The following is a 19,952-nucleotide window of genomic DNA, read 5'->3' as shown; positions in this document are numbered from 1 at the left end:
CAGTATTCTTCACAACGGCACAGCAAGATACGTTGGCCATCACAAATCAATTCAAAGAAATCTAAATTTTATTTTATCGAAATAGTTGTATTAATTCTTTTTATTTACCAATTTTGGTCCACTTACTGCTTCGGCAGTAGCCAACATTGCTTTTTTCAATTCAGGTTGTATTCAACAGGAAAGGCTGGTCGCCCTACGACCAGCCTTTTTTTATTGAATTTACCAAGCTTCTAACTGTCTGAACCCTTACCTTTGCGGCTTCAATCGCCCGCGTTCGGTAATGCCGCTGATTGCCCCATCAAGTTATGAGCCGCCTGCACGTTTGTGGAACGGCCACCTGCAAACTATCATTCCCTCGCTGTTCCGCAAGGTAGCGGTCTCCTACGTCCGCGAACGTATCGAAACTCCCGACGACGATTTTCTGGATTTGGATTGGGCTTTTAGTAGTGAAGAGTGTAGAGTGAAAAGTGAAGAATATTCTGCTGTTTATTCTTCACTTTTCACTCTACACTCTTCACTAAAACCTCTCGTCATCCTCTCTCACGGGCTGGAAGGAAGTTCAAAAAGTCCTTATTTGGCTGGAATGGTGCACCAGTTGACTAAATCACGCTTCGATTGTCTGGCCTGGCACTATCGGTCGTGTAGTGGTGAAATGAATCGGCAGCAACGATTTTACCACGTCGGTGAAACCAGTGATCTGCATCTCGTTATTCAACATGCCCTTTCAAAGGGTTATCAGACCATTTACCTGATGGGATTCAGCGCCGGAGGCAACGTAACGCTCAAATACCTCGGTGAACAGGGGAAGGCCTTGAATCCAGCCATAAAAAGAGCAGTCGTTTTCTCGGTTCCCATGTATTTAATGGGGTCTGCCAAGCGGCTTGAACAATGGGATAGTCTGGTGTACAATTACCGATTTAATCGAACCTTGAAACGAAAAGTATTGGAAAAAGCGGCCGTCATGCCAGGCGTTTTTCCGACCGAAGCCGTGCGGAAGGTACGGAGTGTTCGGGAGTTCGATAATACGTTTACGGCCCCCATGAACGGTTTTCAGGATGCAAAAGACTATTATACCCGCAGCAGCTCGCTGCAATTCATACCCAGCATTACGATTCCAACCCTGATTGTCAACGCGAAAAACGATCCTTTTTTATCGCCGGAATGTTTTCCGGAGACATTGGCTCGGGAACTAGCGAACGTCTGGATGGAGTTCCCTGAACACGGTGGCCATTGCGGCTTTCCGGCAAAAAATGAAGGTATTCAGGGTACCTACTGGTCGGAGAAACGGGCAGTTGATTTTTTGACAACACCTAACTTGAATTACCAATAAGAAGATCACCCATCGCTGCGACGGCGATATCCCAATCATGCTCACTAAACAGCCGAACGTCGGCACTGCCGAACAGACGTATTACATCATTGATTTCGATAGCACCTTCACGAAAGTAGAAGCCTTAGACGTGCTGGGCGAAATCTCCCTTATTGGTCGCCCCGACCGCGACGATGTCCTGAATCAGATTAAAGCTATTACCGACCGGGGCATGTCGGGCGAAATTTCCTTTACCGAATCACTTGTTCTACGACTCGGCCTGCTGAAAGCGCATCGTGACCAACTGCCTGCGCTGGTCGAAAACCTGATGGGCAAAATATCCGATTCGTTTCAGCGCAATAAGGAGTTCCTGACCGAAAATGCCAATAACATTTACATCGTCTCGAATGGATTTTGTGAATTTATTATCCCGATTGTAACCTCTTTGGGTGTTCGCGCTGACCACGTTTTTGCCAATACCTTCGTATTTGATGAATCGGGCCTTATTGTTGGTTTCGACCCTAAAAATCCACTGTCGGCTAATGGCGGAAAATCGCAGGTGATTCGAAATCTGAAGCTTGATGGCGAAGTGTACGTAATTGGTGATGGATACACCGACTACGAAATCAGAGCATCGGGACTGGCCAATCGTTTTTATGCCTTTACCGAAAATGTAATGCGGCCGCGCGTGGTCGAAAAAGCCGATCACGTAGCCCCTTCACTCGACGAATTTTTATACCATAATAACTTGAGCCGGAGCCAATCATACCCAAAAAGTCGGATTAAAGTGCTGCTGCTGGAAAACGTCCACCCAGTAGCCGTTCAGCTATTTGAGCAGGAAGGCTTTAACGTCGAAATTCGGAAAGGTGCTTTGGATGAAGACGAACTTATCGAAGCCATCCGCGACGTATCGATCCTGGGTATCCGCTCGAAAACGAATGTGACAGCCCGTGTTCTGGAGCATGCCAACAAACTCATGACCGTTGGCGCATTCTGCATTGGCACCAATCAGATCGATCTGGATGCCTGTACTCAAAAAGGCATCGCCGTTTTCAACGCACCCTACAGTAATACCCGCTCGGTAGTTGAGTTGGCTATCGGCGAGATTATCATGCTGATCCGGAGCATTGTGCTCAAGAGCAATTTGATGCACCTGGGTGGCTGGGACAAATCGGCCAAAAACAGCTTTGAGGTTCGTGGCAAGAAACTCGGTCTGGTTGGTTATGGCAATATCGGAACCCAATTGTCGGTCGTTGCCGAGGCCCTCGGCATGGAGGTTTATTTCTACGACATCGTAGATAAACTAGCTCTCGGCAATACCCGCAAATGCAAGTCGCTGGACGAACTGCTGGCCATTGCTGACATTATCAGCCTTCACCCCGACGGTCGGAAGGAGAACAAAAACCTTATCAGCTATCGAGAATTTTCGCTGATGAAAAACGGGGTTATTTTCCTGAATTTGTCACGCGGTCACATCGTTGATATTCCGGCGCTAGTCGATGCCATTGAGCGAGGTAAAGTTGTGGGTGCGGGTATCGACGTATTCCCGAACGAGCCCAAAACGAATAATGAGGAGTTCATAAGTGCGTTGCGCCGATTACCAAACGTCATTCTGACTCCGCACATTGGCGGTAGCACCGAAGAAGCGCAGGCCAACATTGGCAATTTTGTACCGGCCAAGCTACTCGAATACATCAATAACGGTAGTACTTATGGTAGCGTGAACTTCCCTGAGCTGCAACTACCTATGCTGAAAGGAGCACACCGACTGTTACACATACATGCCAACGTACCCGGTATTCTGGCCAAAATGAATTCTATTTTCGCCAAATACCACATCAATATTCACGGTCAGTATCTGAAAACCAACGAGCAGATTGGCTACGTAATTACCGACGTCGCCAAAGAATACGCCGACGAAGTGGTTGAGGAACTGAAAGGAATTGACAACACGATTAAGTTTAGACTACTTTATTAAAAGCGAAAGAGCGAATGAGTGAAAGAGCGTAAACGGACGCATCAGCCGGAATGCCGAACCATCACTCTTTCGCTCTTTCGCTCTTTCGCTCTTTATGAAAAACACCTACTTCACCCCCGGCCCCGCTGAACTTTATCCAACGTTCTACCAACATCTTCAACAGGCGCTGGATGATCAGATTGGCTCGATTTCGCATCGTAGCCAGAAGTTTCGGGATATTTATAAGTTTACCGACGAGCAGTTACGAACCCTTTTGAACATTCCGGCTACACACGGTATTTTCTTTACCGGCTCGGCATCGGAGGTATGGGAGCGTGTTCTTCTGAATTGCGTTGAATTTGAGAGTTTCCACGCGGTGAACGGTTCCTTTTCCCAAAAGTTTTATGACTATGCCAATGCCCTCAATAAGCATACGCATGTGGTCGAAAAGCCATTTGGAGAGGGTTTCGACGCAACAGATATCGAGGTGCCCGCCTATGCCGAACTAGTTTGCCTGACGCATAACGAAACCTCGTCGGGTGTGCAGATGAAGCCCACGGAAATCCACAAACTCAAGCGTAAATACCCCAAAAAGCTGTTTTGCGTGGATATGGTCTCGTCGGCCCCCTACCCTGACTTGGATTTCAGCATCATTGATTCCGCGTTTTTCTCGGTTCAGAAAGCCTTTGGTATGCCTGCCGGATTAGGTGTCTGGATTGCCAGTCAAACCTGTCTGGAAAAAGCCGAGCGCTTGCAGAAAACGGAGGATTTTACGATTGGGGCACATCATACACTACCAACACTCTGGAAGCATTACAAGGATTTCGAGACCCCGGCTACGCCCAACGTCTTGTATATCTATCTGTTGGGCAAAATCGCGGAAGATTTCAATCGGATTGGCGTTGATACCATTCGGAAGCAGACCGAAGAAAAAGCCAGGATGATCTATAAATTCCTGGAGAGTTCAGATGCATATGAGCCGTTCGTAAAAAAAGAACAACACCGCTCACAAACGGTGGTTGTGGCCACAACGCACAAGCCATCTGCCGAAGTCATTGCATCAGCCAAAACAGCCAATATGATTGTGGGTAGTGGATACGGCAAGTTCAAAGAGTCACAGATTCGCATTGCCAATTTTCCAGCCACATCGGCCGAACAAATTGCAGCATTGCTTGAGCAATTGAAGTAATCAAACTACTATTTTACTTAATGAAGCCCTGTCAGCATTAACTGATAGGGCTTCATTTTATCTTGTGCGTATAGCTGCGACTTAATGCCTGCCATTAGGGCAATACGACAAACTCAGCAGTTGCTGTGATTTTGTCATAGCCAGCTTCCAGAATGTATCGAAACTGCATAGGTCCCGGATTGACACTAGGTACTATAAAATCGTACTCACACCCTTTTACGCTTACCAGATACGTCCAGAAACCCGTATACGACGATTTTGTGTTTGGATAGAAGCACCCAATCCAGTCGCCACTGCCGGGTTTATCGCCAGGATACATATATCGAATTTTTACAGTTTGACCAACCCGCGCTGAATTCGGCGTAATGGTCAGTCCATAAGTAGTACTTCGCACACAACCACCAGCATTTGTTACGGCCGTTGGGGTAGTGGGATTGTCCATGCGCATCTGCAAGCGCTGGCGTTCCTCACCACCTCCCTGACCGTTACTGGCTACGACGATATTGATCGTTAGCTTCGAATCGGGGGCCGGGTTACACATAATGACGGCCGTATGAATGCCTTTAATACCGACCGAAAAAGCACCGGCGCTATAGTCGAGCCGATACCCCTCGTTTTGGAGGGCAGTTGCAGCGCGTCGGATACCTTCGTCGTAAGTAATGGCAAGAAGTTGCTGGCCCCGCGACCAGCCGGGAGCCTGTGCCCGTAATGAACTGGTTGATAAGGCGGCTATTGCACTATAAGCGATAATCAATAGGTAGCTTTTCATGATTTTAAAACACCAGGATAATGGGAAGTAAGTGGATCGCTTTCAGGTGTTAACAGGGAGGTCCCGCATCCTGCTGACCAATAAAGACATCAATGCAGTGTGTAAATTCAATTGCGTAATCAATTTTGACAGTGAGGGTAAACGAAGCCAGTTGCCCTTTGGGAACGGCCTCACCCTGAACACTTAACCGCAGATCGTCTGTATGCAGGCCCCTTAATAAATCCGTGATCTTCTGATTGATATCCTGCACACCACTAAAGGCCAAAAAGGCAGCAACCTCAAAGTTGGCTGTCGTACTAAGCGAGAATGCCTCCTCCCGCATCAATGTTCCTGATTTAAAGCCGATAATGTAGGGTGACTCCATAGCAACCGATGTCGCTTTGTTGGTTGGGTTGGGAGTTATATTAAAATTGACCCCACTGATCGTGAATTTTTTCACGATCACATCGTCATAATCCTGATCGAGGAGTCCATTTACGAGATTGGTAGCCCCCAGATAAGCGGACTGATTGAAGGCACCCGTTGTATTGATCTGATAGGTCAGGATCTTACTACCATGAACGGCTCTATTCTGGCGTATCCTAAAACAGCTACTCATGAGTAGAGCAATCAACACGAGGGCACAAAGCGATTTTTTCATGAGGTTATTGGTTTGATGATCCGAATCGAAAACCGATTGTTGTATAGCCTGTCAATGGTGCAGGGCCGCCCGCACCGGCTCCCAGCGAGAAGAACCCCAGCTGCGCGTGTAAGCCGATTCCACCCAGAAACGGCTGTTTGGTTTTCAGATTAGCGGCTATCTGTTGAGGGCTGTTATTTTCGGTGTAGGAATAGAGCACATCGAATGTGCCGGTCTGATAACCCGCCCACACAAAAGCGCCCAGGTGTTTGTTGCTCACGCCCGCCTGTATATAGGCAAAATGACTTTGCAGGGAGATGTATCGACCAATGTCTGATTTGTTATAGGCATAGCCTACATTGAGCACCAGGGGCGAATTCTTCAGAAAATACTGTCCGATATCATGACGAGCGCTCAGACCCAGAATTTGCAGTTTACCGAAATCACCCCCAAAATCGTAAGGAACCAATCGCAGCGACAGCTCAGTCCCCTTAATACCGCCAATGGTTAGTTGGGGGACGCCCCAGAGCAGATACTTCAGGGCGTAACCACCTGGAAAAACATAGGTCAGTCCATTCGTACCCGCAACCGATACCGAGTTATTTTCACCAACGATGGTAGGTACGATAGCCGTTTGTCGGGGTGCAAATGAGCCTTCGGTTGTGGCCGTAAAGGTTTTCTGGGAGGCCATTGGCATAGCACCGAGTCCTACCAGATTAAACCGGACATAAAAGCGATTTTCAATCCGAACCGAGGGTTGCAGGCCGGTATTCATACCCGAAATAACCAGATCGGCCAGGGGTTGCAGATAGCCCTCTTTGTTCTGCCCTACATACGCATTCAGGTACTCATTCACCGACTGGGCACACCCGAGTCGAGTGAAAAATAACAGCCATAGAATCAGGCTTCGTTGGCAAACGCTTTTCATTAGTTCAGTAGGGTAAGAGAACGCAGGTAATTCTACCGTTCGAGGCTGAAAATTAGGCAGTTAAATACCCTTCGCTCAATACCCTCAGGAGGGTATTTTTTGTAACTTACCCCGAATATTCCTAAACAATGAAACGGCTTTTTCGAAGAGGAGTAGGATGTGTAGCCCTGGCTGTCATCCTTTTACCTGTTTACGCGCAGGTGCCCGTGGAGGTGGGTAATCATTTCCATGAAGCAGTCCTGAGCCGACAAACCCAATTGCTGGAAGATTTAGCGAAACGGTTAACGATTCGTGAGGTCATCGATAAGCCCTTTACCGCCTATACAGGCCCATCTATCAATCTGGGTTTCTCAGATAGTTTCTACTGGGTTCGGTTCCGGTTGCACAACCCCGACTCAGTTCAGAAAGAGTTGTTGCTGGAAGTCGAGAATCCACATATCAACAAACTCAGGCTGTTCACACTGAGTCAGGGTCGTCTGAAAACCAGTATGCTCACTGGCGACCATTTTCCGTTTCACCAACGGCCGATCAATCACCCGCACTTTTTGTTTCCAATAACCGTGGCAGCCCACCAAACCATCACGGGTTATCTATGGGTCGATAAACACGGCGAACAGATACAGATTCCACTCCGGTTGTGGGATAAGGACTACTTTTCAACCAACGACTACAAGCTCTACTTGTTTGTTGGCCTGATGTTGGGTATTGGTGGTTTATACTGCGCAGTTAGTTTATTGGCCCTGCTTTTCTTCCGACTTCGGCTCACGCTGTATTACTTTTCGTACACGATCTGGGTATGGGTATTTCTGACAGCACACACAGGCTTTGGCTTTGCGTTTTTATGGCCTTATGCTACCTGGTGGACGAGTGCCGCCCGACCCAGTAGTACGATCCTGATCTATATTTCATCCCTGCTATTTATTCAGAATTTCTTTCGCCTGAAGCAATCGTATCCGTTTGTTTATCGATATACCCAAGTGGTTATTGGCATTCTGGCCACGCTGCTCATTATCCTCTGGTCGCATAATCCAGCGCTCGGGCTGTTCAAAAACTATTGGTACAACCCAGTGTACTACAGCGGAGAATGGTTGCTTCGCTTCATGATTGCTACGCATCTTGTCGCGACCATCTGCCTTTCGTCGGTGGTCTTTATCGGTTTATTCATCTATGCTAAAACCCGGCTGCCAGAAGGTCTTTGGGCTGCCATTGGGTATCTGATGATGCTACTCTCCGGGATGTCCATCACGTTAGTCCATGCGGGGTACTTACCCGATAACGATATCACACAGAACTTACCGTTGGTTGCCAATGCATTCGATACCATTATCTTATCATTCCTTCTGGCTAATCGATTCAAAAATATCTATCTGCAAAACGCACAAATCTCAGCCGAACTAGCCGAACAGCGCCAACGTAATGGAATTCAGTTACTGGAAGGGCAAATTATTGAACGAAAACGACTTTCGCAGGAGCTCCACGACGGTATCAGCCTGGCTCTGGGCAATATTCGTTTGCGACTTTCCATACTGGCCGAAAAGTTGAATGGTCAGCAGGCCGAAGCAGACTATTTGGTAGAAGCCCTGGGTGAAGTAGGACAGGATGTTCGGCAGTTTTCGCACGCACTGTCGCCTGTTTTGTTAGAGCGGTATGGGTTAATAGGCGCCTTACAAGAGCTTGTTCAGGATATACAAGACAGCCATCCCGCTCTAACTCTGACATTTGAATCGGATAGCCTGCCTAATGAAGACCTTCAACCTTTGGTTACGCAGACAATCTACCAAATTGCGCTGGAACTACTCAACAACGCCACCAGACATGCGCAGTCTCAACGAGTTATGGTACAGCTTACTCAGTCAGGTCGTGCACTCGTGTTAACTGTTTCAGACGATGGAATAGGTTATGCATTTCAAGAAAGTAGGGCGGGCATTGGTCTGCAAAATATCGAAGCCCGAGTCCAGCTGCTCAATGGTCGCTTTATGGTAACTCCTTTGCCTAAGGGGGTGAAGCATACAGTAGAGATACCGATTTATACCAAATTGTTTTCGTAGGCAAACTTCATCAGATCGGCATTGGTGTGCAAATGCAGCTTTCTGAAGATATTTTTCTTATGGGTATGCACCGTATGTTTACTGATAAACAACGTCTCGGCCAGTTCCTGTTCAGTAAGCCCCTGAGCTGTTAGGTGAATAATCTTTTTTTCCTGTTCAGATAGTGCAGCGATCTGTGCAAAATCAACTACATCGGCGAACTCATCGAGTGGGATAACACTGGTTTTGACGTATTTGCTCAGGTATATATTGCCTTTTCCTACCGTTGTCAACGCGTCTATCCATTCGGGTTTGGATGCGTCTTTTAACAGATAGCCTTTAATACCAACCTCCAATCCTTTTTTGAGCAATACTGTAGATTGATAGGCGGAGAAAACAATGATTTTTAGATCAGGGTGACGCAGCAATAAGTCGGGAATGAGATCAAGGCTGTTTTTGCCGTCGATATTCAAATCGAGAATCAATACATCTGGCAATGCCGTTGTGCAAACTGAAATGATTTCTTTGAGAGAGGTTGCGACACCAACCAATACATAGCCATCAATGCCATCGAGCATCAATCGAATACCATCGAGTACTACCGGATGATCATCGGCTACAACGATTCGGACAGGCATAGGGCAGAGCGAATAATAGGCTAAAATATACGACAGGAATCTGTATAGACGTATTCCATCAACAAACCTTATGCTTCATTCGTGGTTAATAGGGCAAGTATTTAATATACGCTCAACTCAACGACGATGAAAAAATTACTTACCCTCATAGTAGTATCGACAAGTTTGTCGATAGCTGGTCTGGCTCAGAATCGATCTGACTCAACAGACCGTTCGCAACCGCTCATCAACGAACGCACGAAACAGAATATGCGTCAAACGGCCACTCAGGCAAGTGATAAACTAGAGGACGAAATCGATAAATCGCTCAGTTATCAGGAAACCCACCAGTTAAGCTGGTTCGATCCAGGAAACGTTTTTCTTGGAGGAGGGATTGGGTTTGGCGCAACGAATGGGCAGGTTTACTTCGATGTGAATACGCGCCTTGGGTATTTCTTTCAACCTGGTTTTGCAGCGGGTTTACGTTATGATGCCGACCGGCTTGTGGGTAATAAGTATCACGCTCATCAGGTCGGTGCATTTGCCCGGTATTACCCTTTTCGGACGAGAATCAGCAGTTTTGTAGGGGCTAGTATAAACAGCGGACGCGAATTTTCAGAATCTATCCCGGCCGATGCCAAATCTAAATATACCAGCGTAGGCCTTGAACTGGGCGTTATGGCCTGGATTTTACACCGACTTGGTGCTGAGATCTCATACGAAAGCAGTTTTTACAATAAGATTGACCCAACCGTTAGCCGGGGTAAAGGTGGTCGCCTGAAATTTGGGGTCAATTATTACTTTGGTAAAGTAGGCAATCGGGGGCTGAAGCTCGCCCGGTAAGTTGGGAAATGGTCAAGGGTAGTCAGAGATGGTTAATAGTAGTCAGAGTGGTTAGGAGTGGTCAAGTGTAGTGTGTTGGTCGTAATCAACTACCAACTACTATTGACTACTTCTGACCATCTTTGACTACCTCTTGACCATATAGTAGTTTCAAATGGTGCTGTGTATGTATGCTCGTGAAGAGCAGCATTTCCTGAACCGTTAGCTTGCCAAGTGCTGGATGGGGTATACAATATGTAGTTAACTCCTGTTGTGACCAGGTTTCCATTGCGTCAATTAATGCCTGATAAATTCCGGCAAAACGTTGTACCATCTCACTTTTTCCTACCTGTATATCTTCGGGCCGTGGCGACATCGTAGCAGGAGCTTTAGCCCCCATTCCCAGTCTTTTCTCATAGGCCGACACTATTTCGGCGTAGGTTCTTGATGGCCAATCGGCATTTCCCCACTGCATAAGCACCTCGCGCGGGCCAACCATCAGTCGCGCCACAGGCCGGGCCGATAAGTACAAATGCTGCATCACCTCAGCCACCGACCATTTATCGTCGATTTGTTTCTGGAATTGCTCGTCTGATAGGCTGTTAACTGCGTTAATAAACGCTTGGCAGTCGGCAGCTAGATGTTGTTGGATTGTCATAGTTATGTTTTTAAAGCGCCCTCACCCCCAACCCCTCTCCCAAAACGGGAGAGGGGCTTTTATTGCAGATTCTCACGAATCTTTTGAAGTACATTATCTAGTTTGTTTAGAACATCGTTATTTGTGAAACGCATTACAGTTAAACCTAAGTCACAAAGTACCGCTTCTCGCTCTACATCACTGATTTGCGCTTCTGATGTGTTATGAACTGAGCCGTCAACTTCAATAACAAGCTTGTGCTCAAAACAGTAAAAATCAACAATAAAATGTCCAAAACTATGTTGACGACGGAATTTCACATTAGCCAAACGTCTTCCACGTAATTCATCCCATAGCACATCTTCTGCCTTCGTCTGGCTCTGTCGAAGTTCACGACGAAGTTCTTTCATAGATGATGTACTCGAAGCATGTTTCATAAATCTACTTTTTTATAGTAGACGCGAATACATAGAATAAGCTACACAGTAGCTTACAAAAAGCCCCTCTCCCAAAACGGGAGAGGGGTTGGGGTGAGGGAAAAGCAAAAATTAGTACTTTTGACTAAGCATACAAACTAAACAGAACCAAATTAACCAATCTTCTGAAAATCAATGAAACGTCTATTCTTTTTAAGCCTCCTCCTTGTCGCTTCAGTGGGTGCTTTTGCCCAGCAAGAAGTTAGTTATCATGGCAAAAAAATCACCGAAAAAGGTGCGATTCCGGCCACGCAGTTAGCTGCTAAAATGACGGACAAAACCGAAATGCCAGCTAAAGTAGAAGGTACGGTTGAGTCGGTTTGTAAAGTAAAAGGATGCTGGATGAAGGTTAAAACCGGCGATGGCCAGACCATGCGCGTAACGTTTAAGGACTATGGCTTCTTCGTTCCGAAAGACATTGTTGGTAAAACCGTAGTGGTTGAAGGCACCGCAGAAACGTCGACAACGCCCGTAGCCGACCTGCGTCACTATGCCCAGGATGCTGGAAAATCAAAGGAAGAAATTGCAAAAATTACGGAGCCCGAAAAAGCCCTGACCTTTGTTGCCGACGGGGTGATCGTAAAAAAATAAGTGAACCTTTCCAACCCTTTTTCTGGCGACCGTATCCTTGTAAGAAACAAATTACAAGTACTATGTTAGATTCAGTAAAATGGTTTTCTGGTTTTCTCATCGTTGGAGCAACACTCTTTTCATCCTGTAAATCGTCCGATTCTCAACCAACCGATCTTGTCTCTGTTGGCCTGCATCAATCAGCCCGCCTAGCGTCGGAAGTAGTTGTTCGGGTCGATTCGATTCAGGACAGCCGATGCCCAACAGGTGCTACCTGTGTTTGGGCTGGGCAAGCGAAGGTAAAAATGCTGCTGTCAAAAGATAAAGACTCTACCGCAGTTAGTTTAATCCTTGGCCCTAGCCTTAAGGCCGACTCAACGAAGCGGATAGATTCAACGAATGTTACGTTGAGTAATCAGGCATACAAGGTAATCCTTCGTGACGTTTATCCCTACCCGACCGTATCGACTCAGGGTCAACCCCAGGCAGCTGTTGTTCAGGTGACAAAAATATAAGGGTTCTTCAACGTCTTTTTGTATTTTGAGGGCTGTAACCACTGGTTACAGCCTTTTTTGTACCCAACCAACTTCATTTATGAAAAAACTATACCTGCTGGCGGGTTTATCGTTGCTAGCTTCTCCTCTATTTGCCCAACGGACACTCATTCACTGTGGAAACCTGTTCGATGGTCTTGGCAACAGCCTGCAGCCACAAATGACTGTTGTCGTTGAAGACAACAAGATTACAGCGGTTCAAAAAGGCTATACTACACCCGCAGGTCAGGATCGGGTGCTAGACATGAAATCGAAAACTGTCCTGCCTGGTCTGATCGATATGCACGTCCATCTGGAGATGCAAACCCGTCGGGGTGGGGCGCTAGATGGCTTTACAAGTAATCCAGCTGATATTGCCTATCGGGCAGCAGGTTACGCCAAAACAACCTTATTGGCAGGCTTCACGACGGTACGCGACCTTGGGGGATCTGGCGTAAACGTATCACTTCGAAACGCGATCAATGCCGGTTTGGTAGAAGGCCCGCGCGTATTGACAGTTGGTAAGTCTATTGCTACTACCGGTGGCCACGCCGATCCGACCAACGGTTACCGGAAAGATTTAATGGGTGATCCAGGACCAGCCGAAGGGGTTATCAATAGCCCGGAAGACGCACGTAAAGCCGTTCGGCAGCGCTATAAAGATGGTTCTGACCTAATCAAAATTACCGCAACCGGTGGTGTATTGAGTAATGCCAAAGACGGCTCTGGCCCACAGTTTACAGAGGAAGAAGTGAAAGCAGTTGTCGATGCAGCCAAAGATTATAGTTTTGCCGTAGCCGCCCACGCTCATGGCGCAGAAGGGATGAAGCGGGCAATTCGCGCGGGTGTACAAACCATCGAACATGGCACCTTAATGGACGATGAAGCGATTGAGTTATTCAAAAAACACGGCACTTACTACGTTCCAACTATCATTGCGGGTAAAACTGCCGCCGATTCGGCCCGGCACTTCGGCTATTATCCGCCTTTAGTAGTTCCTAAAGCTTTAGCGATTGGCCCAAAAATTCAGGCTACGTTTGGAAAAGCGTATAAAGCCGGTGTAAAAATCGCCTTTGGTACCGATGCGGGTGTTTACATCCACGGTTTCAACGCCAAAGAATTTGAATATATGGTGGAGGCTGGCATGCCAGCCGTAGAAGCGATCAAAGCGGCCCTGATGACTAATGCAAAGTTATTGGGAATGGATGCCCAGATCGGCTCTATTGAGACCGGTAAGTTTGCTGATATTATCGCCGTTGACGAAAGTCCGATTCAGAATATTAAAACACTACAGGCCGTCAAGTTTGTGATGAAAGACGGGAAGGTGTATAAGCAATAAGTGGTAGTGAAGCTGGCGCGGGGGACTACTCGCTCGCGCCAGACTATTCGCCATTGAGTATCAATTCTGTCACACGTTTAGCTTCTTCATGCTGAACCCAATGTGTGGCATCTTCAATAAACACGATACGCCCGTTATCGCACAGATCAATGCTGGGTTGAGCCATTTCTCGTTTCAGAAACTGATCCTGGACTCCCCAGATAAGTAATGTCGGCACAGTAACCCGGATGCTAGAGCGCCGGACGGGTGGTTTCTGGAACGAAGCCCGATACCAGTTAATCATTGCATTTGCAGCACCCGGCTGCGACCAGGCCGCTCTATATTGTTGTAAATCTGTCTCCGTGAATGTGCCTTGTCGGCTGCTGCGTCGCATTGTTTGAGCCAGGGAAGCCCAATTACTTAATCGGACGATTCTTTCCGGCAACCACGGCAACTGAAAAAAGCCGATATACCAGCTACGCAGCATCTGCCCCAGGTTTCTGCTGGCATACCGCTTCATCGCAATCGGATGCGGGACGTTCAGAACTACCAACCGTTCCACTCGCTCCGGGAACGAAACCGCCGTCCACCAGGCCACAGCCGCTCCCCAATCATGACCCACGATCACTGCTTTTTGCCGGTCTGCGGCATCGATCAGGCCAATCACATCTCCCACCAACGTATCCAGGCTATAAGAATCAATACCCGCTGGCTTATCACTGATGTTATAGCCGCGCTGGTCGGGTACCCAAACCCGGAATCCAGCCTCGGCTAAGGCATCAATCTGTTGCCTCCAGCCATACCAGAATTCAGGGAAACCGTGTAGCAAAATAACAAGCGGCCCATCTACCGGCCCAGCCTGAACAACATGCAGTCGAACGGGGGGCGAATCGGCAGATGGGCCGCTTGTTTCTATAAAGATGTGCGTCACAGATTCAACTTAAAAGCCGAAATACCGCTCGGCGTTGCGGTAACAAATATCCTGCACAATCTGACCAACCCAGGCAATGTCATTAGGGAGTTCGCCATTTTCAATCTCATTACCAAAAATATTGCACAGAATCCGCCGAAAATACTCGTGACGCGGGAACGACACAAACGAGCGGGAATCGGTGAGCATGCCTACAAAGGCGCTCAATAGTCCCATGTTCGAGAGCGCGTTGATTTGTTTCTCCATACCATCTTTCTGATCCAGGAACCACCAGCCCGATCCAAACTGCACTTTACCGCGTATCGAGCCATCGTTAAAGTTACCGATCATGGTGGCCATCACTTCATTATCAGCCGGATTCAAATTGTACAGAATCGTTTTGGCCAGTTGATTACGGTCGTCCAGCCCACCCAAAAAACGGGAAAGCGAGGCTGCTTGCGGAAAATCACCGATACTATCCCAGCCCGTATCGGGACCCAAGTCGCGCAGTCGGCGGAGGTTATTGTTGCGAAGTGCGCCCAGGTGAAACTGCTGTGTCCAGCCTTTTTCGTGATCCCACTCAGCAAATTGCACCAGCATGAAGGATTTAAATAGCAATACATCGGCTGGCGAAATGGCAATTCCTCTATTCAGGTGATCGAATATTCGTTGGATCTCGCCCACGGTGTACCGCTCCGCATAGATCACCTCCAAACCATGATCAGACAGTCGGCAACCCATTTCGGCAAAATAATCATGTCGGGATTTGAGCGCGTCGAGGTAGTGGGCTAACGTGTGGATTTCGGTATTCGTCAGCGCAGCTAGCTTCTGTACATAACCCCGAAACGCCACCGCATCATCAGCAGCCATCGCTTTGTCAGGGCGAAAAGCAGGCAGGACTTTTACAGCAAATCCATCCTGTATAATCTTCTTGTGGTGTTCGAGCGAATCAAGCGGATCATCGGTTGTACAAACCACGCGAACGTTGAAATATTGAAGCAGGTCACGAGCCGATAAATTGGGGAGTTGCTCGTTGCAGGTATCGTAAACCGAGCGGGCAGTTGCCGGATTCAACACATCGGTGATCCCAAAGGGATTTTTCAATTCCAGATGCGTCCAGTGATAGAGTGGATTTCGGAGGGTATAGGGGACTGTTTCGGCCCATTTTTCAAACTTCTCCCAGTCGGTTGCATTCCCCGTGCAATAGCGTTCATCGATGCCGTGAGTCCGCATTGCCCGCCATTTGTAATGATCACCGTAGAGCCAAAGCTGCGTAATGTTGTCAAAGTGCTTGTCGGAAGCAATCTGATCGGGTGGGAGATGGCAATGGTAGTCGATAATCGGCATTGGTCGGGCATAGTCGTGGTAGAGTCGACGGGCCGTTTCGGTTTGTAACAGAAAATCGTCAGACAAGAACGTGGGAGCGGGCGAGAATGTAGTCATGGTGGCAAAAGTAAAAGCTGGGTTGTTTCTCCCAGCTTTTACTTCTTTTTTTTGCTATTACTATAAAGTTGTCAGATTTCAATCAGAGTTTACTACTTGACAACCCCAGCATCAGCCCACGTAGTTCGGCAAGTCCACGCAAACGCCCAATGGCGGTGTAGCCCGGATTGGTACGCTTACCCGACGTAAGATCGTCAAGCATTCGGTGGCCGTGGTCCGATCGGAAGGGCATACGCAAGTCGGTTCTTCCTTCTTCCTCCCTCCTTTTCTGTTCCAGCAGCAATGCCCGCATGACACCCGGCATGGGTACGTCGCCTTCGAGGTGATTTGCTTCCTGAAAGCTATTGTCCGTATCGCGCTGCGTACTGCGCAAATGCACAAAGTGAATGCGAGGCCCAAGACGTTCTGCCATACCTACTAAATCATTATCAGGTCGAACCCCATACGAACCCGTGCAAAAACAAATTCCATTAGCTGGCGAATCGGCCGCGGCCAGTAATGCGCGGGCATCGGCTTCGGTACTGACAACACGAGGCAGACCCAGAATAGGATATGGTGGATCGTCGGGGTGGATGGCCAATCGAACACCCGTCGACTCTGCTACGGGTACAATTTCGCGCAGGAATGCATACAGGTTTTGCCGTAACTCGCGATCGCTCACGTCGGCATACATCGCCAGCGCATCCCGAAATTTCTCGACTGTATAGCTCTCTTCTGAGCCAGGTAGCCCGGCAATAATGGTTCGGGTCAATCGCTTTACCTCGCCATCGGTCATATGGTCAAGTTTGGCTCGTGCTAAGCGCTTCTGCTCATCGTTGTAGAGGTATTCGGCACCGGGTCGTTGAAGAATATATAGTTCAAAAGCTGCAAACTCCGTCGCATCGAATCGCAGCCCGGTTGAGCCATCGGGCATCGGGAAATCAAGGTCTGTACGAGTCCAGTCGAGTACCGGCATGAAGTTGTAACAGACCGTATCGATACCCGCCTGCGCCAGATTCGCAATGGATTCCTTATAGTTTTCGATATACCGCAGATAATCGCCCGTACGCGTTTTGATACCCTCATGCACGGGAATACTTTCGACAACCGACCAGGTCAGTCCCTGACTTTCGATATACGATTTACGCGCTACGATTTCTGATAACGACCACACCTCGCCGTTTGGAATATGATGCAGGGCTGTTACGATGCCGGTAGCACCTGCCTGCCGGACGTCATTGAGCGATACAGGATCGTTAGGACCGAACCATCGCCAGGTTTGTTCAAGCATATGTTAATTAGTAGTAAATAGTCGATCGTAAATGGTAGCTACCTGCAAAGATTAACCCCGATTGACTAACGACTGACAACTATTGACTTATTTTAGGAAAAAAAGCGTTCTTTGCTGCTTTTCTCCCTAAACTCTTCAATTTGTTTTGCAAACGCCAACTACTTCGGGCCGTTTTCGCTGGCGGATTGTTGCCTTGTTGTTTCTGGCAACGACAATTAACTACATAGATCGACAGGTATTATCGTTCACGATGACCGACGATTTATTTAGAAAGGAAATGCTCGATGTGTCGCCTAATTCCGCTGGTGCACCAACTATACTTACCAAAGAAGCCACCGACCGATTTAAGGTGTTGTACGGCGATGTCGATGCGGCCTTCAAATTTGCATATGCCATTGGTTTTTTGTTAGCAGGCTGGCTAATTGATCGTATTGGTACCAGGCGCGGCTTCTCGCTGGGCATTATTGTCTGGAGTATTGCCGCCGTTTCAACAACCTTTGTCGGTAATATGGCCGGGCTCCGGTGGGCACGGGCTTTTCTGGGCCTGGGTGAATCGGCTAATTTTCCTTCCTCTGTCAAAACTGTTGCGGATTGGTTTCCTAAAAACGAACGTTCATTTGCTCATGGGCTATTCAATGCCGGAACGAACGTGGGAATTATTCTAACAGCCCTTGTGGTCCCCTATTTGATTCTGCAGCTTGGCTGGCGCAGTTCATTTCTGATAACCGGTCTTTTGGGGTTTGGAATCCTGATTTTATGGTGGTTTACGTACAGCAAACCCGAACGTAGCGCCAGACTATCGGCCGAAGAGCTGGCTTACATTCGTAGTGATAACGAGAAAATTGTTCCCCGAACCGTATCGTGGGGGCATTTACTAGGCTATAAGCAAACCTGGGCGTTCGCCGTCGGTAAATTACTGGCCGATCCTGTCTGGTGGTTCTACATGTCGTGGCTACCCGATTTTTTCAACTCGAATGACGCCCTCGACCAGAAACTCGATCTCAAAAGTTTTGGCATGCCTTTCCTGATCATTTACGTTGTGTCAGATGCTGGCAGCATCTTTTTTGGCTGGCTTAGTACGCAGTTTATGAAACGAGGCTGGTCGGCAAACCGCGCCCGCAAAACAACTATGCTCATTTGCGCGCTCTGCGTCGTTCCTATCTTCTTTGCGGCACAAACCAGTAGCCTGGCCGTCGCTATCGCTCTTATTTCGCTGGCCACTGCTGCGCATCAGGGCTGGGCAGCCAATATGTACACCTTCGCTTCAGATCTTTTCCCGAAAAATGTAGTCGCATCCGTCAGCGGAATCGGCGGTATGTTTGGCGCAGTGGGAGGCATTTTATTATCCTTATTGGCCGGTCGTATCATTACCGCATTCGGTTATCTGCCTATGTTTATCATTGCCAGTTGCTCGTATTTGATAGCCTTAGTTATAATTCATTTAGTATTGCCGAAATTAGAGCCCGTCAAGGCTGAAGAATTAGAGAAAAGTAGCCATTGGCTAATCGGTAGCCGCTCCTAAATTATCCATTTCACGTTCGATGAAAATTATCACATTTGGCGAAGTCATGCTCCGGCTTAGTCCGCCGGGTGTTGGGCGATTTGCTCAAACAGACAACCTAAGCATGCACTTCGGAGGTACTGAAGCTAATGTAGCGGTATCACTGGCCCAATTTGGACTCCAGGCATTCCATGTCACACGCTTTCCGAATCATGCGCTGGGTCGGTCAGCTGCGGGCTACCTTCGCAAATACGATGTTGGCACGCAGCACATCCAATATGGAGATGGACGACTGGGGCTCTATTTCCTGGAAACTGGGGCTGGAAGCCGGGCCAGTCAAATTATTTACGATCGGGTCGATTCAGCTTTTTCACGTATAAAACCCGATGATATTGATTGGGAATCGATCTTACAGGGAGCCAGTTGGTTTCACTGGACCGGGATCACACCTGCCCTGTCGCAGGGAGCTGCCGACTGTTTATTAGCAGGTATTCAAACCGCCAATCGACTGGGCGTTCCTGTTTCGGCCGACATCGTTTACCGCAGTAATCTCTGGCAATATGGCCGTAGTCCGCAGGAAATTATGCCTGCCCTAACCGAAGGCTGTACGCTTGTGTTGGGGAGTAAAGGGCTCTTTTCGGAGCTTTATGGCGTCGTCGGCAGTACCTTTCAGGAGTCTGGACGTGCGTTAATGAAACGGTTCCCGAACGTTCGGTATATAACCGATACCAAACGCAACTCCGTTAGTGCGTCACATAATCAGTTATCGGCCAAACTGTTCGATGGACAGGTCGTCTATAAATCAAGAATATACGACATCCAACCGATTACGGATCGAATTGGTACGGGTGATGCGTATATGGCCGGCTTAATTTACGGCTTATTGAACTTCAATGATTTGCAACGGGCTGTTGAGTTTGGGGCAGCAGCATCGGCATTGAAACATACCATTCCGGGCGATGTGAATCTGGCGACAGTGGCCGAAGTTGATACGTTGGCCAATGGTGATAGTTCGGGAAAACTAAAACGGTAAGTAAGCAGACCAGTGTTGATTCTT

General features: G+C 47.9%; 19 protein-coding genes. 10 read left to right on the top strand and 9 right to left on the bottom strand.

Annotation, left to right across the window (positions count from 1 at the left end; translation table 11 throughout):
• Nucleotides 1–280: 280 nt before the first annotated feature.
• The 3 genes from GO755_RS02805 (at nucleotide 281) to GO755_RS02795 (ending at nucleotide 4,455) form a co-directional block, all read left to right on the top strand.
• Nucleotides 281–1,330 (top strand): YheT family hydrolase, encoded by a 1,050-nt coding sequence (locus GO755_RS02805; RefSeq protein ID WP_157583039.1) that lies wholly within the window; start codon nucleotides 281–283, stop codon nucleotides 1,328–1,330.
• Nucleotides 1,331–1,367: 37 nt separating this feature from the next.
• A complete protein-coding gene (gene serA / locus GO755_RS02800; RefSeq protein WP_157583038.1) occupies nucleotides 1,368–3,287 on the top strand; it encodes a phosphoglycerate dehydrogenase in 1,920 nt (639 codons plus the stop codon).
• Between the two features lie 94 nt (nucleotides 3,288–3,381).
• Nucleotides 3,382–4,455 carry an aminotransferase class V-fold PLP-dependent enzyme gene (locus GO755_RS02795; RefSeq protein ID WP_157583037.1) on the top strand — a complete coding sequence of 358 codons (1,074 nt, stop codon included), beginning with the start codon at nucleotides 3,382–3,384 and terminating at the stop codon, nucleotides 4,453–4,455.
• A gap of 94 nt (nucleotides 4,456–4,549) precedes the next feature.
• Here the strand turns inward: GO755_RS02795 and GO755_RS02790 are convergent, their stop codons facing one another.
• From GO755_RS02790 to GO755_RS02780, 3 genes are read right to left on the bottom strand one after another with little or no spacing between them, the layout of a single operon-like run.
• Nucleotides 4,550–5,224 carry a hypothetical protein gene (locus GO755_RS02790; RefSeq protein ID WP_157583036.1) on the bottom strand — a complete coding sequence of 225 codons (675 nt, stop codon included), beginning with the start codon at nucleotides 5,222–5,224 and terminating at the stop codon, nucleotides 4,550–4,552.
• A 49-nt stretch (nucleotides 5,225–5,273) separates the two neighbouring features.
• Nucleotides 5,274–5,864, bottom strand: a complete 591-nt coding sequence (locus GO755_RS02785; RefSeq protein ID WP_157583035.1) for a hypothetical protein — start codon at nucleotides 5,862–5,864, stop codon at nucleotides 5,274–5,276.
• Nucleotides 5,865–5,868: 4 nt separating this feature from the next.
• Entirely contained in the window at nucleotides 5,869–6,771 is a 903-nt protein-coding gene (locus GO755_RS02780; protein ID WP_157583034.1) for a DUF6588 family protein, read from the bottom strand.
• Nucleotides 6,772–6,899: 128 nt separating this feature from the next.
• Here GO755_RS02780 and GO755_RS02775 point away from each other — a divergent pair, with 128 nt between their 5' ends.
• The gene (locus GO755_RS02775) at nucleotides 6,900–8,819 is read left to right on the top strand and encodes a sensor histidine kinase (RefSeq protein ID WP_157583033.1); all 1,920 of its coding nucleotides are present in this window, start codon (nucleotides 6,900–6,902) and stop codon (nucleotides 8,817–8,819) included.
• On the opposite strand, the gene GO755_RS02770 is transcribed toward GO755_RS02775, so the two are convergent.
• A complete protein-coding gene (locus GO755_RS02770; RefSeq protein ID WP_157583032.1) occupies nucleotides 8,798–9,436 on the bottom strand; it encodes a response regulator in 639 nt (212 codons plus the stop codon). The two genes, GO755_RS02775 and GO755_RS02770, sit on opposite strands and share 22 nt — an antisense overlap.
• A gap of 126 nt (nucleotides 9,437–9,562) precedes the next feature.
• Between GO755_RS02770 and GO755_RS02765 the strand changes: the two genes are divergently transcribed.
• Complete coding sequence (locus GO755_RS02765) at nucleotides 9,563–10,258, top strand: hypothetical protein (protein WP_157583031.1); 696 nt, start codon at nucleotides 9,563–9,565, stop codon at nucleotides 10,256–10,258.
• Nucleotides 10,259–10,364: 106 nt separating this feature from the next.
• Here GO755_RS02765 and GO755_RS02760 read toward each other — a convergent pair whose 3' ends face one another.
• Together GO755_RS02760 and GO755_RS02755 are read right to left on the bottom strand one after the other, a co-directional pair.
• Nucleotides 10,365–10,895, bottom strand: a complete 531-nt coding sequence (locus GO755_RS02760) for a DinB family protein (protein ID WP_157583030.1) — start codon at nucleotides 10,893–10,895, stop codon at nucleotides 10,365–10,367.
• Nucleotides 10,896–10,954: 59 nt separating this feature from the next.
• The gene (locus GO755_RS02755) at nucleotides 10,955–11,284 is read right to left on the bottom strand and encodes an endonuclease domain-containing protein (RefSeq protein WP_157583029.1); all 330 of its coding nucleotides are present in this window, start codon (nucleotides 11,282–11,284) and stop codon (nucleotides 10,955–10,957) included.
• A 201-nt stretch (nucleotides 11,285–11,485) separates the two neighbouring features.
• Here GO755_RS02755 and GO755_RS02750 point away from each other — a divergent pair, with 201 nt between their 5' ends.
• The 3 genes from GO755_RS02750 (at nucleotide 11,486) to GO755_RS02740 (ending at nucleotide 13,792) form a co-directional block, all read left to right on the top strand.
• Nucleotides 11,486–11,941, top strand: coding sequence for a DUF4920 domain-containing protein (locus GO755_RS02750; RefSeq protein ID WP_157583028.1), 456 nt, complete (start codon nucleotides 11,486–11,488; stop codon nucleotides 11,939–11,941).
• Nucleotides 11,942–12,003: 62 nt separating this feature from the next.
• Nucleotides 12,004–12,435 (top strand): hypothetical protein, encoded by a 432-nt coding sequence (locus tag GO755_RS02745; protein WP_157583027.1) that lies wholly within the window; start codon nucleotides 12,004–12,006, stop codon nucleotides 12,433–12,435.
• Nucleotides 12,436–12,514: 79 nt separating this feature from the next.
• On the top strand, nucleotides 12,515–13,792 hold the full coding sequence (locus GO755_RS02740) for a metal-dependent hydrolase family protein (protein WP_157583026.1): 1,278 nt from the start codon (nucleotides 12,515–12,517) through the stop codon (nucleotides 13,790–13,792).
• 43 nt (nucleotides 13,793–13,835) lie between these two features.
• Here the strand turns inward: GO755_RS02740 and GO755_RS02735 are convergent, their stop codons facing one another.
• The 3 genes from GO755_RS02735 to uxuA form a co-directional block, all read right to left on the bottom strand.
• Entirely contained in the window at nucleotides 13,836–14,702 is an 867-nt protein-coding gene (locus GO755_RS02735; RefSeq protein ID WP_317165777.1) for an alpha/beta fold hydrolase, read from the bottom strand.
• 9 nt (nucleotides 14,703–14,711) lie between these two features.
• Complete coding sequence (gene uxaC, locus GO755_RS02730) at nucleotides 14,712–16,124, bottom strand: glucuronate isomerase (RefSeq protein WP_157583025.1); 1,413 nt, start codon at nucleotides 16,122–16,124, stop codon at nucleotides 14,712–14,714.
• An 82-nt stretch (nucleotides 16,125–16,206) separates the two neighbouring features.
• Complete coding sequence (gene uxuA / locus GO755_RS02725) at nucleotides 16,207–17,394, bottom strand: mannonate dehydratase (RefSeq protein ID WP_157583024.1); 1,188 nt, start codon at nucleotides 17,392–17,394, stop codon at nucleotides 16,207–16,209.
• Between the two features lie 145 nt (nucleotides 17,395–17,539).
• Here uxuA and GO755_RS02720 point away from each other — a divergent pair, with 145 nt between their 5' ends.
• Nucleotides 17,540–18,916, top strand: a complete 1,377-nt coding sequence (locus GO755_RS02720; RefSeq protein WP_157583023.1) for an MFS transporter — start codon at nucleotides 17,540–17,542, stop codon at nucleotides 18,914–18,916.
• Between the two features lie 19 nt (nucleotides 18,917–18,935).
• Nucleotides 18,936–19,928 carry a sugar kinase gene (locus GO755_RS02715; protein ID WP_157583022.1) on the top strand — a complete coding sequence of 331 codons (993 nt, stop codon included), beginning with the start codon at nucleotides 18,936–18,938 and terminating at the stop codon, nucleotides 19,926–19,928.
• The last annotated feature ends 24 nt before the right edge of the window (nucleotides 19,929–19,952 follow it).

It is taken from the genome of Spirosoma arboris (assembly GCF_009754945.1).
GTDB lineage: Bacteria > Bacteroidota > Bacteroidia > Cytophagales > Spirosomataceae > Spirosoma > Spirosoma arboris.
The sequence above is the reverse complement of the archived record's forward strand: the minus strand, read 5'-3'. Positions and strand labels throughout refer to the sequence as shown.

Excerpts from the sequence above, each read along its gene's own strand:
- GO755_RS02790 (WP_157583036.1), bottom strand. The coding sequence starts at position 5,224 with ATGAAAAGCTACCTATTGATTATCGCTTATAGTGCAATAGCCGCCTTA.
- serA (WP_157583038.1), top strand. The coding sequence starts at position 1,368 with ATGCTCACTAAACAGCCGAACGTCGGCACTGCCGAACAGACGTATTAC.
- GO755_RS02795 (WP_157583037.1), top strand. The coding sequence starts at position 3,382 with ATGAAAAACACCTACTTCACCCCCGGCCCCGCTGAACTTTATCCAACG.
- GO755_RS02805 (WP_157583039.1), top strand. The coding sequence starts at position 281 with ATGCCGCTGATTGCCCCATCAAGTTATGAGCCGCCTGCACGTTTGTGG.
- GO755_RS02780 (WP_157583034.1), bottom strand. The coding sequence starts at position 6,771 with ATGAAAAGCGTTTGCCAACGAAGCCTGATTCTATGGCTGTTATTTTTC.
- GO755_RS02715 (WP_157583022.1), top strand. The coding sequence starts at position 18,936 with ATGAAAATTATCACATTTGGCGAAGTCATGCTCCGGCTTAGTCCGCCG.
- GO755_RS02755 (WP_157583029.1), bottom strand. The coding sequence starts at position 11,284 with ATGAAAGAACTTCGTCGTGAACTTCGACAGAGCCAGACGAAGGCAGAA.
- GO755_RS02765 (WP_157583031.1), top strand. The coding sequence starts at position 9,563 with ATGAAAAAATTACTTACCCTCATAGTAGTATCGACAAGTTTGTCGATA.
- GO755_RS02770 (WP_157583032.1), bottom strand. The coding sequence starts at position 9,436 with ATGCCTGTCCGAATCGTTGTAGCCGATGATCATCCGGTAGTACTCGAT.
- GO755_RS02760 (WP_157583030.1), bottom strand. The coding sequence starts at position 10,895 with ATGACAATCCAACAACATCTAGCTGCCGACTGCCAAGCGTTTATTAAC.
- GO755_RS02745 (WP_157583027.1), top strand. The coding sequence starts at position 12,004 with ATGTTAGATTCAGTAAAATGGTTTTCTGGTTTTCTCATCGTTGGAGCA.
- GO755_RS02785 (WP_157583035.1), bottom strand. The coding sequence starts at position 5,864 with ATGAAAAAATCGCTTTGTGCCCTCGTGTTGATTGCTCTACTCATGAGT.
- GO755_RS02740 (WP_157583026.1), top strand. The coding sequence starts at position 12,515 with ATGAAAAAACTATACCTGCTGGCGGGTTTATCGTTGCTAGCTTCTCCT.
- GO755_RS02750 (WP_157583028.1), top strand. The coding sequence starts at position 11,486 with ATGAAACGTCTATTCTTTTTAAGCCTCCTCCTTGTCGCTTCAGTGGGT.
- uxaC (WP_157583025.1), bottom strand. The coding sequence starts at position 16,124 with ATGACTACATTCTCGCCCGCTCCCACGTTCTTGTCTGACGATTTTCTG.
- uxuA (WP_157583024.1), bottom strand. The coding sequence starts at position 17,394 with ATGCTTGAACAAACCTGGCGATGGTTCGGTCCTAACGATCCTGTATCG.
- GO755_RS02775 (WP_157583033.1), top strand. The coding sequence starts at position 6,900 with ATGAAACGGCTTTTTCGAAGAGGAGTAGGATGTGTAGCCCTGGCTGTC.